Origin of the sequence: Paenibacillus sp. Pae15, from assembly GCF_024519685.1 — a bacterium.
GTDB classification, from domain to species: Bacteria; Bacillota; Bacilli; order Paenibacillales; family NBRC-103111; genus Paenibacillus_G; species Paenibacillus_G naphthalenovorans.
This window is the reverse complement of record NZ_JALJRM010000009.1, coordinates 1-15,149: the sequence shown is the minus strand read 5'-3', so window position 1 is coordinate 15,149 and position 15,149 is coordinate 1. Positions and strand designations below refer to the sequence as shown.

General features: G+C 52.4%; 15 protein-coding genes and 1 rRNA gene. 11 read left to right on the top strand and 5 right to left on the bottom strand.

The window, feature by feature from the left end; all coding sequences use genetic code 11:
• Positions 1-12: 12 nt before the first annotated feature.
• On the bottom strand, positions 13-906 hold the full coding sequence (locus tag NR121_RS09595) for a transporter substrate-binding domain-containing protein (RefSeq protein WP_054819891.1): 894 nt from the start codon (positions 904-906) through the stop codon (positions 13-15).
• Between the two features lie 20 nt (positions 907-926).
• Positions 927-2,129, bottom strand: coding sequence for an acyl-CoA dehydrogenase family protein (locus NR121_RS09590; protein ID WP_256831133.1), 1,203 nt, complete (start codon positions 2,127-2,129; stop codon positions 927-929).
• 352 nt (positions 2,130-2,481) lie between these two features.
• Here NR121_RS09590 and NR121_RS09585 point away from each other — a divergent pair, with 352 nt between their 5' ends.
• Positions 2,482-3,372, top strand: coding sequence for a helix-turn-helix domain-containing protein (locus NR121_RS09585; RefSeq protein ID WP_256831132.1), 891 nt, complete (start codon positions 2,482-2,484; stop codon positions 3,370-3,372).
• Positions 3,373-3,511: 139 nt separating this feature from the next.
• On the opposite strand, the gene NR121_RS09580 is transcribed toward NR121_RS09585, so the two are convergent.
• The 3 genes from NR121_RS09580 to NR121_RS09570 all read right to left on the bottom strand — a co-directional run bounded on the left by NR121_RS09580 (position 3,512) and on the right by NR121_RS09570 (position 6,100).
• The gene (locus NR121_RS09580) at positions 3,512-4,372 is read right to left on the bottom strand and encodes a MetQ/NlpA family ABC transporter substrate-binding protein (protein WP_256831131.1); all 861 of its coding nucleotides are present in this window, start codon (positions 4,370-4,372) and stop codon (positions 3,512-3,514) included.
• Between the two features lie 67 nt (positions 4,373-4,439).
• Complete coding sequence (locus NR121_RS09575) at positions 4,440-5,096, bottom strand: methionine ABC transporter permease (RefSeq protein ID WP_054819893.1); 657 nt, start codon at positions 5,094-5,096, stop codon at positions 4,440-4,442.
• Positions 5,096-6,100 carry a methionine ABC transporter ATP-binding protein gene (locus NR121_RS09570; RefSeq protein WP_062411080.1) on the bottom strand — a complete coding sequence of 335 codons (1,005 nt, stop codon included), beginning with the start codon at positions 6,098-6,100 and terminating at the stop codon, positions 5,096-5,098. Before NR121_RS09570 ends, NR121_RS09575 begins: the two co-directional genes overlap by 1 nt.
• Before the next feature lie 278 nt (positions 6,101-6,378).
• Here NR121_RS09570 and NR121_RS09565 point away from each other — a divergent pair, with 278 nt between their 5' ends.
• The 10 genes from NR121_RS09565 to NR121_RS09520 form a co-directional block, all read left to right on the top strand.
• Positions 6,379-6,621 carry a hypothetical protein gene (locus NR121_RS09565; protein ID WP_054819894.1) on the top strand — a complete coding sequence of 81 codons (243 nt, stop codon included), beginning with the start codon at positions 6,379-6,381 and terminating at the stop codon, positions 6,619-6,621.
• Between the two features lie 26 nt (positions 6,622-6,647).
• On the top strand, positions 6,648-7,550 hold the full coding sequence (locus tag NR121_RS09560) for a spore coat protein (protein ID WP_256831130.1): 903 nt from the start codon (positions 6,648-6,650) through the stop codon (positions 7,548-7,550).
• Between the two features lie 213 nt (positions 7,551-7,763).
• Complete coding sequence (locus NR121_RS09555; protein ID WP_256831129.1) at positions 7,764-8,348, top strand: hypothetical protein; 585 nt, start codon at positions 7,764-7,766, stop codon at positions 8,346-8,348.
• Positions 8,349-8,613: 265 nt separating this feature from the next.
• The gene (gene pcrB, locus NR121_RS09550) at positions 8,614-9,312 is read left to right on the top strand and encodes a heptaprenylglyceryl phosphate synthase (RefSeq protein ID WP_054819896.1); all 699 of its coding nucleotides are present in this window, start codon (positions 8,614-8,616) and stop codon (positions 9,310-9,312) included.
• A gap of 6 nt (positions 9,313-9,318) precedes the next feature.
• The gene (pcrA, locus tag NR121_RS09545; RefSeq protein ID WP_256831127.1) at positions 9,319-11,607 is read left to right on the top strand and encodes a DNA helicase PcrA; all 2,289 of its coding nucleotides are present in this window, start codon (positions 9,319-9,321) and stop codon (positions 11,605-11,607) included.
• A gap of 23 nt (positions 11,608-11,630) precedes the next feature.
• On the top strand, positions 11,631-13,649 hold the full coding sequence (gene ligA, locus NR121_RS09540; protein ID WP_256831126.1) for an NAD-dependent DNA ligase LigA: 2,019 nt from the start codon (positions 11,631-11,633) through the stop codon (positions 13,647-13,649).
• 79 nt (positions 13,650-13,728) lie between these two features.
• The gene (locus NR121_RS09535; protein WP_254777590.1) at positions 13,729-13,890 is read left to right on the top strand and encodes a hypothetical protein; all 162 of its coding nucleotides are present in this window, start codon (positions 13,729-13,731) and stop codon (positions 13,888-13,890) included.
• A 52-nt stretch (positions 13,891-13,942) separates the two neighbouring features.
• Positions 13,943-14,071: a hypothetical protein gene (locus NR121_RS09530; RefSeq protein WP_256831125.1), complete on the top strand. Its 129-nt coding sequence runs from the start codon at positions 13,943-13,945 to the stop codon at positions 14,069-14,071.
• A gap of 253 nt (positions 14,072-14,324) precedes the next feature.
• A complete protein-coding gene (locus tag NR121_RS09525) occupies positions 14,325-14,804 on the top strand; it encodes a hypothetical protein (RefSeq protein WP_256831124.1) in 480 nt (159 codons plus the stop codon).
• Between the two features lie 213 nt (positions 14,805-15,017).
• Positions 15,018-15,149, top strand: a 16S ribosomal RNA gene (locus NR121_RS09520); the annotation flags it as partial.

Genomic DNA, 15,149 nt, shown 5'->3' with positions numbered 1-15,149 from the left:
CCGCCCGGTTCATCATTTCAGGTAGCTTGCTGTATCCTCTCCCAAAAATTGAACCAGCAATTCTTTTGTTTTACCTTGTTCTTTCAATTGCTTGATGGCTCCATCATAGGCATCGGCCAAAGCCTGCTGCTTTTTATTGAACAAAGGCCATGTTTTGGTAGCGGCAAAAGTGCTCCATGCGAGCTCATCCGCCAAGTTGTGGTAGGCGCCGTCTTTGGCAACCACATTGATATCATAATTGGATTTGATCACCAGCCACGCGTCGTATTTTCCTTCGGCTATCAGCAATATGCCATCCTGCACGGTAAAGGACTCGGATGCTTCAATCGGGATCGGATCCTCCGGATGTTCATTGTTATAGGTTTGGACAAGAGAGTATTGGGCATCCTGGGGCGCGATAGGAAGAAGTTTTTTGTCGAGTTTTGCGATATCCGACAAATCGTGAATGGTGCCCTCATCCTCTTTGCGGATCAGCAGGCCCGAAGCACTGGCTCCCAGATACTCTTTCGGATAAATATACTTTGCAGCTCTTGCCTCGGTATAGAAGGCATTCTTCAGACCTACATCATACTTACCGCTTTCCACCCCGATTAACAAATCGTCGTCTGTCGTAGGGACGAACTCAAATTCGTATTGCGGCAGCAATTCATCGACAAGCTTCAACACCTCTACATCATAGCCTGTGGCCTTGCCGTTCTCATCCACATAGGTGATCGGTTTTCCGGTTTGCGCAAAAGCGACCTTGATTTTTTTTGCTTCCGCCGTACCGATCTTCGCATTCACTTCTGCATTGGTTCCAGTTTGGGTTTCCACAGCTTGGCTTGCGCAGCCTCCTAACGCAATAGATGCAATTAAGGGGGCAAACAGTACGGCAGTGAGCAGGCTCTTTTTCTTCTTGTTTTTCATCGTGGAAATCTCCTTTTGTCTTATATTTGGTTGGATTTTCCTGCCGCTTCATCAATGGCTCGATGGGCAAGCATCTCCAGCGTATAATCCTCCATTGGCGGATTATGCAGACCGAACCGGACATCCCGGTACAAGCGCTGCAAAAGATGGGTCTGCGACAGGCCGTGTATACCGACAACACGCATCGCTTTATCTACAATAGATAGTGCGCTCTGGATGGCGAACTGTTTAACCGCAGCGATATCGGGAGATACAAAACGGTGCTCCTCGGCACGAAGCTCCGCTTCCTGACTCCATCGCCCCGCTACGCCGTATAGAAAATGTCTGGCCGCTGTTAACTCCAGCTCCATTTGACCGATTTTTTGCCGGATATGCGGGAGTTGGATAATCGGGTTGTCCAGACTGTTCGGCTGATAGCGGGAGGCGAAGGTAATGGCTTCCTTGCTCGCTGCTATAGCAATGCCCAAATAACAGGCGGGAATATTGAGCATCGCGAAGTTGAGTCTTCCATTGGATTCACCGGGTGTTTTGGTATATACTCGCGCGCTTTCGGGAAGTTTGACCCGGTCAAGCACCAGGTCATGGCTGGCGGTTCCCCGCATGCCGACCATATTCCAGGTGGGGTCAATACGCAAACCTTCCGTATCGATCGGGATCAGAAAATCGGATATTCCCCCGGCCAGATCATCCCGGGCCGAAACAATCACATAGCCGAGTGCCGTCGAGAGAGAAGTAAACGCCTTTCTTCCGTTCAGCACAAACCCGCTGCCGGTCCATTCCGCATTGGTTTGCGGCTTGCCGCCCCGAGAGGGGCTGCCTGTTGCAGCTTCGGAATCTGCGCGATTAATAAGCGCTCCCTGCTCGACTACGGCCCGGCATAATCTTTCGAAAGTCTCGCTTTCCCACAGCCGATTGTGAGTCAAATGAAATAAAGTGATATGGTGCCAGCCTATGGCCAAAGCGGTGGACGCATCCGCCTGGGCAAGCCGTTCCTGGCAAAGCAGGATGTCGTAAAGCGAGGCGCCTTCTCCCCCAAACTCCTTCGGAACCGCATACGTATGATAACCCGCTTTCTTCAGCTCCTGAATCAATTCAAGATTTAGTTCGTTGGTTTCATCCGCTTTTTGCGCTCCACCGATGTGACGATCGGCAATGGCACCTATGGTTTCAAGTTTATCCGCTTGTGCTTTTGTTGTGGCAAACCACTGTTCCAGTGTTGGCAAACCGATGCTCCCTCCTTTTTGTAATCCAGTCTCTGTCTTCATCAATTATATTAAATCAATCAAAATACTTGGCTTTAATTCTATCAAGTTTGATTTTAGATAGTCCATGTCATGATGTGATCATTGTATTTGAACAGTTCTTCATAGGAGCAGCGACCTCAGGATGGAAGAGTTTAATTCAATATTGAAATTCCGACCTGCTTACTGTAGAATACAACAAAATAAAATCACTGCATAAGCAAGTACTCATTACCGATCTTTACATGTCAAAATGTGATAATACCATGAGGCCGGACGTTCTTATTTGCAGCATGAACGGGGGAGGGTCTTATAAGGGAAGGGAGGAGCGTTGTTGAACAAGACGGAACCATTTGATGTTTGTAAGAATCACTATTTCAATGTAACGGAATTGGAAAAATCCAGCGCCGTATGGCCGGTGAGCATCGGAGTGGATGAATTGGAGATAAATCACCGAATCGGGCCGAAAATGGTTCCTTATTTCTATATGATATTTGTCCTGGAGGGACAGGGGGAATTGATTTACAAGCAGAAAAAGTATGTGCTTCATAAGTCCGACATGTTCTGCCTGTTTCCGCAAGTCGTTTACGAATACCGTACCGGCAAGGACGAGCCTCTGCGGAAGGTGTGGATCGCCTTCGAAGGCCCCCAGTCGCTGCGGCTGCTGGAACGAATAGGAATTAAGTCCTGCTCGCCCTATGCGGCGAATGTCTTGCATGACGGTGTGCTGAATCACATCCGAAGCTTGTTTGAACTTGCCAATGATGCAGACCAGAGCGATAGTGACTTATCCCGGTTGATCACATGTTACCGAATTTTCGAAGTGATCTCCCGCCGTACGTCGGATACTTCTCGTCAACTTGTCTGTCCGGATTATTGGCTGCAGCAGGGCAAGGAATACATGGAAAGGCATTATTCGGACCACTTGAGCGTGGAGCAGGTTGCCGATTATGTTCACGTCACCCGGGCTCACTTCTCCCGGAGGTTTCATCAGGAATTCGGTGTTCCCCCGGCAAAATACTTGCAGCTGTTGAAGATTAAAGAAGCCAAGCGGCTGTTGGAGCAGACCGATCATAATTTATCTATTATCGCGCAAACGATCGGGTGTCCGGATGTGTTCACTTTTTCGAAAATGTTCAAGAAAACCGAGGGCATTTCTCCCCGAGAATACCGGCTTTTAAAAGGTGAGAAAGGAGCCGTTCCTGTACCGTCAAATTACTTGTAATGTTTGGTATTTCAGGAATGGTGTTCGCATTATATCAGGAATGGATGAAATCTTTTTTAAGCTTTCGGGGTTAAAGATATGCAAGAAGGCCGCTTTGGTGTCATCGCGACGCCGAAACGGCCTTTTTGCTTCGTTTTAATTAGAACGTAGGTACGACTGCGCCTTTGTACTTCTCTTCCACAAACTTCTTGACTTCCGGCGAATTAAGCGCTTTGGCCAGCTTCTGGATCGCATCGCTGTCCTTGTTGTCCGGACGTGCGGCCAGAATGTTGACCAGCCTATCCGCATAAGGCGAATCTTTATCTTCAATGATCAGCGCATCTTCGTTCGGTACCAGTCCGACCGTCAGTGCATAGTTCGTATTAATGGCCGCGGCATCCACCTCGTCAAGCGCGCGCGGCAGCGTGGCCGCCTCCAGCTCGACGAACTCCAGCTTTTTGTTGTTCTGCTCGATATCTCCGACTGTCGCGTCGACGTCCACGCCTTCCTTCAGCTTGATCAACCCGTGTTTGGCAAGCAGGCTGAGCGTGCGGCCTCCATTGGTCGGGTCGTTCGGAATTGCGATCTTGGCCCCTTCCTTCAGCTCATCCAAGCTTTTCACCTTCTTGGAGTAGACGCCGATCGGTTCGATGTGAACCCCCGTCACTTTCACCAGATCATAGGAACGTTCCTTGTTGAACTGCTCAAGATAGGCCGTGTGCTGGAAAAAGTTCGCATCCAGCTGCTTCTCGTATACCTGGACGTTCGGCTGAACATAGTCGTTAAACTCGAGGATTTCCAGCTTGACGCCCTCTTTGGCCAGCGCGTCCTTTACCGCATTCAATATTTCCGCGTGCGGCACGGGCGTAGCTCCGACCTTCAGCGTTACTTCCTGCTGCGTTTCGGAGGGAGGGCTGCTCTCTCCGCCGCTTGCCTGACCAGGCGTGTTCTGCTTAGTGCCGCAAGCGACCAATGCCGCCATCAGCACAAGCGCGACCAACGATAACCAAACATTTTTCATTTTCGATAACTCCCCTTTCCTTCCTAAACCAGTTTTTATGCGAGACTCGTGCGGGTACAACATCCTCTTAACGGCGGATATACTTCCGTACGAGCAGGTCGCCGACCGATTGCAGCAGTTGGACGAGCACAACAAGCAGCACAACGGTCACAATCATGACATCGGGCTGAAAACGCTGGTACCCGTAGCGGATCGCCAGATCGCCCAGCCCGCCTCCGCCTACGACGCCGGACATCGCCGTATAGGAGACGAGCGTGACGGCCGTCACCGTAACCGCCGCGATAATGCCTGTACGTGCTTCCCGAAGCAGCACCCGCCATACGATCGTCCACTTCGAAGCACCCATTGCCTGCGCCGCTTCAATGACGCCGCGATCCACTTCGCGCAGCGCGGCCTCCACAAGCCGAGCGAAGAACGGCGCAGCGGCGATGACTAGCGGCGGTATCGACCCTTTGACGCCGATGGAAGTGCCGACAATCCATTTGGTCAACGGAAAAATGGATATCATCAAAATAACGAACGGCACCGAACGGGTAATGTTGACGATGACAGACAGCGTCCGGTGAACGACGCCGTTCTCCAGGATCTGGCCCCGTCCCGTCACGAACAGCAGTACGCCCAGAACCAGCCCGAGCAGCACGGTGAATACTAGCGAAAAGCCGAGCATGATCAGCGTATCTTGGGACGCTTTCCATACTTCGTTCCAACGAATATTGCTGAACATTACGACACCACCTCCACATCGACGCCGCGATCCCGCAGCCGATCAACGATACGGTCCATATCGGCCGTTTCTCCGCGAAGCTCGATGAGCAGCTGCCCGTAGGGAGTGTTTTTCATCCGCGACACCGTTCCCTGCAAAATGGCGAATGTTGCGGCCGTTTCGCGGACCACCTCATACAGCACCGGTTCGTAGGTCGATTCACCGACAAAATGAATGCGCAAGAGCCGTCCTCCCCGATGCGCGTAAGCGAATTGATCGTCCGGCCACTCCGACACCTGCCCGACGAATTCGCGGGTAATGGCATGCTTCGGCTTGAGAAATACGTCAAGCACGTCGCCCTCCTCGACAATGCGGCCGCCGTCCATCACCGCTACGCGGTTGCAGATCGAACGAATGACGTGCATCTCGTGTGTAATGAGTAGTATCGTGATGCCCAGCTTGGCGTTAATATCCAGCAGCAACTGCAGAATCGATTGGGTCGTCTGCGGATCGAGCGCGGACGTCGCCTCGTCGCACAGCAGCACGTCGGGGTTCGTCGCGAGCGCCCGGGCGATGCCGATCCGCTGCTTCTGCCCACCCGACAGTTGGGCCGGATATTTGCCCGCATGGTCTCTTAGTCCTACCAGCTCCAGCAGTTCGTCTACCCGCGCCCGTATACGGGAGGAAGACCACTTGGCTAGCTTCAGCGGGAATGCGATGTTCTCCGTGACCGTAGCAGTCGTCAACAAATTAAAATGTTGGAAAATCATGCCGATCCGCCGCCGCTCCTGCTGCAGCTCTTTCTCCCGCAGCGCTGTCAGTTCTTTTCCATTCACAATGACTCGACCCGACGTCGGACGTTCGAGCAGATTGACGCAGCGCAGCAGCGTGCTCTTCCCGGCGCCGGAGTGGCCGATTACGCCGAAAATATCGCCTTTGTCTACCTTCAGTCCGACATTAAACAGCGCCTCGGTCACAGCCCCGTGAGTCCGGTATGTCTTGCTCACTTGGTGCAGCTCGATCAGCGTCAATCCCTCCTTTCCAAAAAGCTACTATAATAACCTAGTTATACCATTGGATTAATATACATTAACATTAGGCAATTTTCAATAGTTTTTCCGTATGGAAAAGAAATAATTCGGTAGGCCAATGCGGATGATCCGCTGATAGCAGAACCGAGCGGCAAATGAGCCGCTCGTCTTTCTGCGTTGAAACGCAAATCAAACTTGAGATATGGCCATACATATTTTCCCACCGGTGCGGACAACCTACCTTTTGTCGATAATGAAAGGAGGATTCTGCCATGTATACAGGACAGCAACAGCAACAGCAGCAGAACATGAATACGGTCAGTTCCAAAGAGCTGGCTTACATTTCGGATTGTTTGAAAAATGAAGAACTGCTTGCCAAAATTGCCGCGCAGGGGGTGGCGGAAAGCCAAACCCCCCAGCTCAAACAAAAGCTGGCGCAAATTGCTCAGGATCGTCTTCAAAATACGGATCATTTGCTCCGGACGCTGCAGCAGCATACGCAGATGAGCCACTAAAAACTACATAGGAGGCGCGTACAATAATGTACCAACAAAACCCGATTAACCCCCGGCAAGCCGAAGCACAAGCCCATCATTTTCATTTGAATGAGCAGGATACGGCCAATCTCGTACTATCGGAGCTGAAGCGCGCCGCTCGTGAATACACCACAGCTGCGCTTGAAGCGACGCATCCAGTGATCCGTCAAACATTCGCGGGCCTAACGCAAAAAACGCTGCAGGACCAAGCGGAATTGTTTGATGTCCTGAGTCAAATCAACGGCTACGGCTCAATTTCCATGGCTACCCAGCAGGAAGTGCAGCAGGAGCTGCAGCAGCACATCCGCAAAGCGGAGCAGCTGCATTCGGTTGTCCAGCAGGCGATTCAAAGCGGAAGCGCCTATCAGCAGCCGATCCAGCAGGCCGCAATCCAGCAGCCGTTCCAATCAGGGCATACAGCAGGTGCGGCAGGTTACGGGAACCAAGGCGTCGCTTCTTCGGGAGCTTCCTCTTATACCACGGGCGGCAGCTTTGGAGCCTATCCGCACCAAAGTTTCGGTTCGACGCCAGCGTCCGGTTTCGGCCAAGGCGTTCACCCGGGCCACAGCTTCGGCTCCTCTGCCGCCGAGTCGCAGGAAAGTCATTATGGCTCAAAGTCCTCGGTGTCCGGTACGGACAGCCAGGATAACTTTACAGCCAAATCGGTACAGGACTATACGAGCAATAAATTCAGCAGCGGATTACAGGAAGCAAACGACTCCAGAGAACGGCAGGATCAAAGCCATTCTGTATCCGGAATAACTTCTCCGGCGGCGCGTTCCGGCGGAGGTTACAGTTTTGGGGTTCACTCTTCCGCTTCGGATGCCTCCACAGGCATTCAGACGTCGGTATTGACCACAAACCATACCAACACGCCATCGTCTCCATCGGGGCGACAGTTCTCTTAACAGCAAGTATGATATAACCCGAACAAGACTCTGCGAACCTTTATTTATAAATGAAGGGGAGCAGAGTTTTTTTATTTAAAGAAGTCCGGTATGGATCGTCGCAATGGACTCAGTCCGACGTTCAAGAAGTTCCTTGGGCGTCCAATGCGGTATATTTTTTCGTTTTTGAACCATAATACGAGAAAAACGCCACAGCAGGAGGGGCTTCGTCCGATGAGACTATGGTTGACATTGGTTCTGATTACCGGGCTGCTTGCCGGATGCCAGACACAAGGGGATCGCAACTCTACCAATATAAAGACGCTGCAAAAAACCGTAGGCCGGGAACAGCTGCTCCAGACATTCAGCCGGATCACGCCGCCGCCGATGAACAAGGAAATCATGAACCAATCCGACGAACAGGTCATCGCGTGGATCCGTCAGGTGGACGATTGGACGCATAAAGTACTTTCTTCCCCGCCGACGGGTGAAATGGATAGGTATGCGATGCAGGAGATGCGGACGCATTTGGAGCAGGTGTATACTCCCGAGATGGCGCAGCGGATGATCGATTATTTTTACCGGCATGACTACACGATAGGCACCTATCAGGCGAACAGCACCAAAGCGATGCTGGGCTTGCGAAGCGAATGGAGCAAGTATGAACTGAACAAATCGCAGCCGGCCCCGGGCCAGTATAAGATTTCCTTGACGGGAAGAACGAGATTTGATTACGGCGAGTCGGTTATGCAGCATGAGTCGGCTTACCGCGTGCAGGGCGACCGTTTGATCGTGACAGATTTTCAGACGCGCTCATAGACCCGTAACGCTTCATACACTGAGACACAGAGCATCCTTGGAGGTGCTCTGTTTTTTTTGTTTTTATGAGAACATACATTCTCTTTTCGTTCGGCGAATATGATATAATAGAGGATATTTCCTTTATAAGTCCGGCATTTGACACTTCCTCCGGGGTAGCATAGACTTTATTCTAGACAAGCTGATAGTGGATATCGTACCCCTTTGACCGGGGTGCGTTTCGGCCCTTTTCACACGAACAGGAGGCATCCCCTTGCATTTGCGAATGGAACAATGGAAGCATATTTTTAAACTGGACCCGGACCGGGACATATCGGACGATGCCCTAGAGCGCGTATGCCTGTCCGGAACGGACGCCGTGATGGTTGGCGGTTCGACGGGCGTTACGTTCGACAACACGGTCGATCTGCTGGCGCGTATCCGGCGCTACGAGGTGCCCTGCGTGCTGGAGATATCCGATCAGGAGGCGATTGTCCCTGGATTTGACCTGTTTATGATTCCTGTTGTGCTCAACGCGGGTGATACCCAGTGGATCGTCGGCCGGCACCATCAGGCGCTGAAGGAATACGGTGCTATTATCGATTGGGATCAGATCGTGACCGAAGGCTATATCATATTGAACGGAGACGCCACCGCGGCCAAACTGACGGAAGCCGACACCCGTCTAAGCGTCAAAGACGTTGAAGCGTACGGGCGTATGGCTGATCGGCTGTTCCGCTGTCCGATCGTATATTTGGAGTACAGCGGCACGTTCGGCGACATGGCGCTGGTCAGAAGAGTACGCAGTCTGCTGAGCCAGGCACGGCTGTTTTACGGCGGCGGCATTGATGGGCCCGAGAAAGCGCGGCAAGCGGCTGAAGCGGCACACACGATTGTCGTTGGCAATGCCGTGTATGAGAATTTGGAGCTTGCTTTGGCCACGGTCGACGCCGTGCGTTATGGAAAAGCTGTAGAAAGGGAATAAAAACAAATGATAAATGAAACGACAGATATTTTTAAAGCGATTGAAAAACTGAATCCGCAGCAGCGCCAAGCCGTCGAGACGGTAGACGGGCCTCTGCTGATCATGGCCGGTGCGGGAAGCGGCAAAACCCGCGTATTGACGCACCGGATCGCTTATTTGATCGCGACGTGCAAGGCGGCGCCTTGGAGCATCCTGGCCATCACGTTTACGAATAAGGCCGCAAGGGAAATGCAGGAACGCGTCAGCGCGCTGGTCGGGCCGCAGGGGCAGGATATTTGGGTATCGACCTTCCACTCGATGTGCGTCCGTATTTTGCGCAAGGATATTTCAAGAATCGGGTTCACTTCGAATTTCACCATTCTCGACTCGGGAGATCAGCTTTCCGTGATCAAGAACTGCATGAAGGAGCTGAACATCGATTCCAAAAAATTCGAGCCGAAGGCCGTGCAAGCGGTTATCGGCAACGCCAAGAACGAGCTGATTACGCCGGAGAAATTCGAGCAGAGGATCGGCGATTATTTTGACGGAATCGTTGCCAAGGTCTATACGCTCTACCAGAAAAAGCTCAAAAGCAACAATTCGCTTGATTTCGACGACTTGATCATAAAGACGATCGAGCTGTTCCAGCAAATGCCGGAGGTGCTTGATTTTTATCAGAACAAGTTCCAGTATATTCACGTCGACGAATACCAGGATACGAACCGTGCGCAGTATATACTGTGCCGTTTGCTCGCGAGCAAGCATCAACGCATCTGCGTCGTGGGCGACAGCGACCAGTCGATTTATCGCTGGCGCGGAGCGGACATCAGCAATATTCTCGATTTCGAGAAGGATTATCCGAATGCGACGACCATTCTGCTTGAGCAAAATTACCGTTCGACCTCTACGATTCTGAATGCGGCGAATAAAGTCATTGCCAATAACCTCGGACGGAAGCCGAAGAATCTGTGGACCGACAAAAGCGGAGGAAATAAAATCCGGCTGTACCAGGCCGATTCCGAGCATGAGGAAGGCTACTATATTACAAGCGAAATTCGCAAACAGGTTGAGCAGGGCCGTAAGTACAGCGATCATGCCATTCTGTACCGTACCAACGCGCAGTCCCGGGTCATCGAAGAAATTTTGATCAAGTCGGATATTCCTTATCAGATTGTAGGCGGAATCAAGTTCTATGACCGCAAAGAGATTAAAGATATTTTGGCCTATTTGCGGCTGATTTCCAATCCGGATGACGATATCAGCTTTGCCCGCGTGGTTAACGTGCCTAAGCGGGGGATCGGAGATGCGACGGTAGACAAGCTGGCTGCGGCGGCCGGTCAATTCGGCGTATCGATGTTTGCCATGCTGGAAAACGTTGACAGTATGGAAATTGGCGCCAAAGCGCGCCATGCGCTCTCGGATTTTCGCGAAATGATCGAAAACCTGTATCGGATGGTCGATTATTTGTCCGTGACGGAGCTGACCGAGAAGATGCTTGAGATGACGCATTACCGTGACGAGCTGAAGCGGGAAAACACGCTTGAATCGCAAGCCCGGTTGGAGAACATCGACGAGTTTCTGTCGGTCACGATGGAATTTGAGAAACGCAACGAAGATAAATCGCTCGTTTCGTTTCTCACGGACCTCGCGCTGATCGCCGATATCGATTCGATGAATAACGACCCCGAAGCGGGCAAGCAGGGCGTCGTGTTGATGACGATGCACAGCGCTAAGGGATTGGAGTTTCCGGTCGTGTTCATTATCGGCCTGGAGGAGGGCGTATTCCCGCACAGCCGTGCGCTGATGGATAATGAGGAGCTTGAGGAGGAGCGGCGGCTTGCTTATGTCGGCATCACGCGTGCCGAAGAGGAGCTGTACCTGACGTGTGCACGGATGCGCACGCTGTTCGGACGGACGTCGGCGAACGCTCCGTCGCGTTTCATAAACGAGATCCCGCAGGAGCTCGTGGAGGCTGTACGCGCCGGAGGCGGGTTCAGCCGCGGCGGCACCGGAACGGCGTGGGGCGGCGGCGAACGCCGCTTCGGCAGCGCCGGAGCCTTCGGCGGCACGCCGGCTGCGGGCCGGGCGCCCGTGAGCTTCCGCGGCGCCGGTGCGCCTGCCCCGGGGGGAGCCACGCCGAAGGCGGTGGACTTTGCCATGGGCGACAAAGTTTCGCACGGCAAATGGGGCACGGGCGTTGTCGTTGCGATCAAAGGCTCGGGCGAAGACACCGAGCTGCAGATCGCTTTCCCGGCTCCCATCGGGGTCAAGCGGCTGCTGGCCAAATTCGCCCCGATTACCAAAGCAAATGAATAGAGCCAGGAGAGGACGAACTGACCATGCCGGATGCTATGGAAACCATGCAAACCCTCATAGAAGAAATCAATAAGCATAACTATCTGTACTATACATTGGACCAGCCTTCCATCAGCGATGCCGAGTATGATGCGCTTTATGCGAAGCTGGTCGAGCTGGAGGCGGAAACCGGGACGGTACTGCCGCATTCGCCGACACAGCGGGTGGGGGGAGAGCTGCTCAAAGGCTTTGAGCCTCACCGCCACCTCTCCAGACTTTGGAGCCTCGACAAAGCACAGAATCGCGACGATTTGATGGCATGGTACCAACGGGCTCAAAAACTGGTGGATCAATACAATGCACAGAATCCGGAGAACCTGCTTCCGCCTTTATCTTTCGTCGTGGAGCTGAAATTTGACGGCCTGACCCTGAACCTGACATATGACCGCGGCGAGCTTGTTCAAGCGGCTACCCGCGGCAACGGAGTGGTGGGTGAAGGCATTTTGCCTCAGGTAAAGACGATCAAGTCCATTCCGCTGCAAATTCCGTATAAAGAGGGCGTGATAGAGGTACAGGGGGAGGGGATCATGAACCTGTCCGTACTTGACGCCTATAACCGGACGGCTGCAGAGCCGCTCAAGAACGCACGCAATGCCGCGGCTGGAGCGCTTCGCAACCTGAATCCGAAGGTGACGGCTGAGCGCAAGCTGAATGCTTATTTTTACAATGTAGGCTATTCCGATGCGTTGAAGTTCCGGGATCATCAAGAGATGGTTGCCTTTTTGCGCGATAATCGATTTAAGGTCAGTCCGATGGTGAAATTCCTGGACAGCATCGATGCGGTGGCAGACGAGCTCGAGAAGCTTGCAGAGATGCGCGATACGTTCGATTTTCTGATTGACGGGCTTGTGGTCAAAATTAACGATATGCGTACTCGCGATGCGCTGGGCTATACGGATAAATTCCCCCGGTGGGCGGTTGCCTATAAATTCGAGGCGGAAGAAGCGGTTACCACCCTGCTTGGCGTTACATGGAACGTAGGCCGAACCGGCAAAGTGACCCCTCTGGCCCGTGTCGAGCCGGTGGATATCGGAGGCGTGACGGTCCAGAACTGTACGCTCAATAATATAGAGGATATCGAACGCAAAAATTTAAAATATGGGCTGGGAAGCCTCGTTTATATTAGGCGTTCCAATGACGTGATTCCCGAAATACTCGGCAAAGTAACGGATGAGGCCGATGGGGAGGAGATTGTTGCTCCCGATACCTGTCCTTCCTGCGGACATGCGCTTGAGAAGAAGGGGCCGCATTTGTTCTGTACGAATCGTCTGGACTGCCGCCCGCAGCTCGTGGGCCGCATTACCCATTTTGCGTCCCGCGACGCGATGGATATTGAAACCTTCAGCGAGAAAACGGCGGAGCAGCTCTATGACACATTAGGGGTTCGGGACCCTTCCGATCTTTACTATTTGACGTTCGAGGATTTGATCGGGCTGGAACGGTTCGGTCAGAAGAAGGCGGAGAATTTGATTGCTGCCATCGAGAAAAGCAAACAGCCGGATCTGGCATCCTTTTTATACGGCCTTGGCATTCCAAACACGGGGAAAACAACGACCAAGGAATTGGCGGATCATTACCGCAGTCTTGAGAAGCTCATGCAGGCTACTCCCGAAGAGCTTGTCACCTTGCCCGATATCGGAGGGATTGTGGCCGATAGCATCGTAGGTTTTTTCCAGGATCCTGCCATGCGGCGCAGCATCGAACGGCTGCTTGCAGCCGGCGTAAAGCCGGTCAGTGAGGAAGCTCCCGCTGTCGTAGACGAGGATAACCCGTTCTTCGGCAAAACCGTCGTGCTCACGGGAACGCTGTCTTCCATGAGCCGTGACGAGGCGGCCGAAAAGCTGGAGAAGCTGGGCGCGAAGGTAACGGGGAGCGTCTCCAAGAAAACGGATATTGTCATTGCCGGTGAGAGCGCGGGAAGTAAGCTGACCAAGGCGCAGGAACTGGGTATCCGTATTATCGACGATGAAGAAGAGCTGAAGCGGCTGCTGGGAGAAGCATAGCCCGCGCCTATTATCTAATCGACCGCCGGGATGAGATTTGTCCGGCGGTATTATTTTTTGGGAGGAGGTTAGATTGGTTATGCTGCATCTTGTGAATGGGGATTGCTTTGCCGACCGGTTGAGAGAGGTTGTGCCGGGAGAGGATGTTCTCGTTTGGCGGGAGGCGCTGTATAAGGGGCCCATTTCCGCTGCTTTTACGGATCCCGCGACACGTGAAGCGCGGCCAGCGCTATTTTACTGAAAAAGGGGTTCCGGAGGGATTATTTAGAAGGTACACGGAGGAGCAGGAGACAGTGCTGGAACGGTATCGTGAGCATGACGAGGTTGTTCTTTGGTTCGAGCACGATCTGTTTGATCAGACCCTGCTTATTTACTTGCTCCAATGGTTGGCCGCACGAGAACGGGGGGGGCGGTATCCATAAATCTTGTCTGCATAGATTCGTTTCCGGGTGTGCACCCTTTTAAAGGCTTGGGTCAGTTGAGCACAAAGCAGACGGCTTCTTTATATGGTTCCTGGAAAGAGGTACGGTTGAACAATTTCGGCTTGCACGGCAGGCGTGGGAGGCTTATGCGGGAAGTGACCCTGAAGCTTTGGTTTTCTTGCTGAAGCGGGATATATCCGCTCTTCCTTATTTGTATCGGGCTATCCTGTGCCATTTGCGCAGGTTCCCATCGGTGAGGAACGGACTGAGTGCCGTACAGGAGGCCATTCTTGAAGGGGTTGCCAACGGTATAGTTCAGCCTGTTTCTTTATTTGCCCAAATCAGCAATCAGTTCAATGATTTAGGGATGGGCGACGTACAATTTTGGGCGGAGCTTGACGAGCTTGTTCACGCTGAGCATCCGGTTATTGAGCTGGAAGGAGGGCGTCTTCCCGATTATAGCGGCAATCTGGATTCCGACAGTTTACGCTATGTCCGTATCCGGCCCACTTCATTAGGTTGCGAGCTTCTTCAAGGCAGGGCGGATTATGTGCATGTCAACGGGATAAAGCGGTGGCTTGGAGGATATCAGGCTCATGGCAGGCCCGGTATGGCGCTGGAATGGATCGGTGGAACAGTTAATGTATTTGTAGAAAAAAGGTATTGCATTTACCCCTGGATTTATGATACATTATCCCTTGTCGCCGAAAAGCTTGTCCGAAACAAATGGTGAGTCCTAACGGCGATGGAAATAAAAATCTGTTGCAAATCCTGACGAAAAATGATAAGATTAATTCTTGTCTGACAAAATTTGCAACATTGACGAAAGCTCTTTGAAAACTGAACAAATAAGAACGAATGCTTAGTGCAATAACACATTTGAGCTAAATCAGCTCTGTACGATAAACAAGCGCTTTGACCGGCTCCGGCTGGTGAAAGTCGCCCTTTATTGGAGAGTTTGATCCTGGCTCAGGACGAACGCTGGCGGCGTGCCTAATACATGCAAGTCGAGCGCTGGGGGTGCTCCCTTAGGGGAGACCTCCTGGAGCGGCGGACGGGTGAGTAACACGTAGGCAAC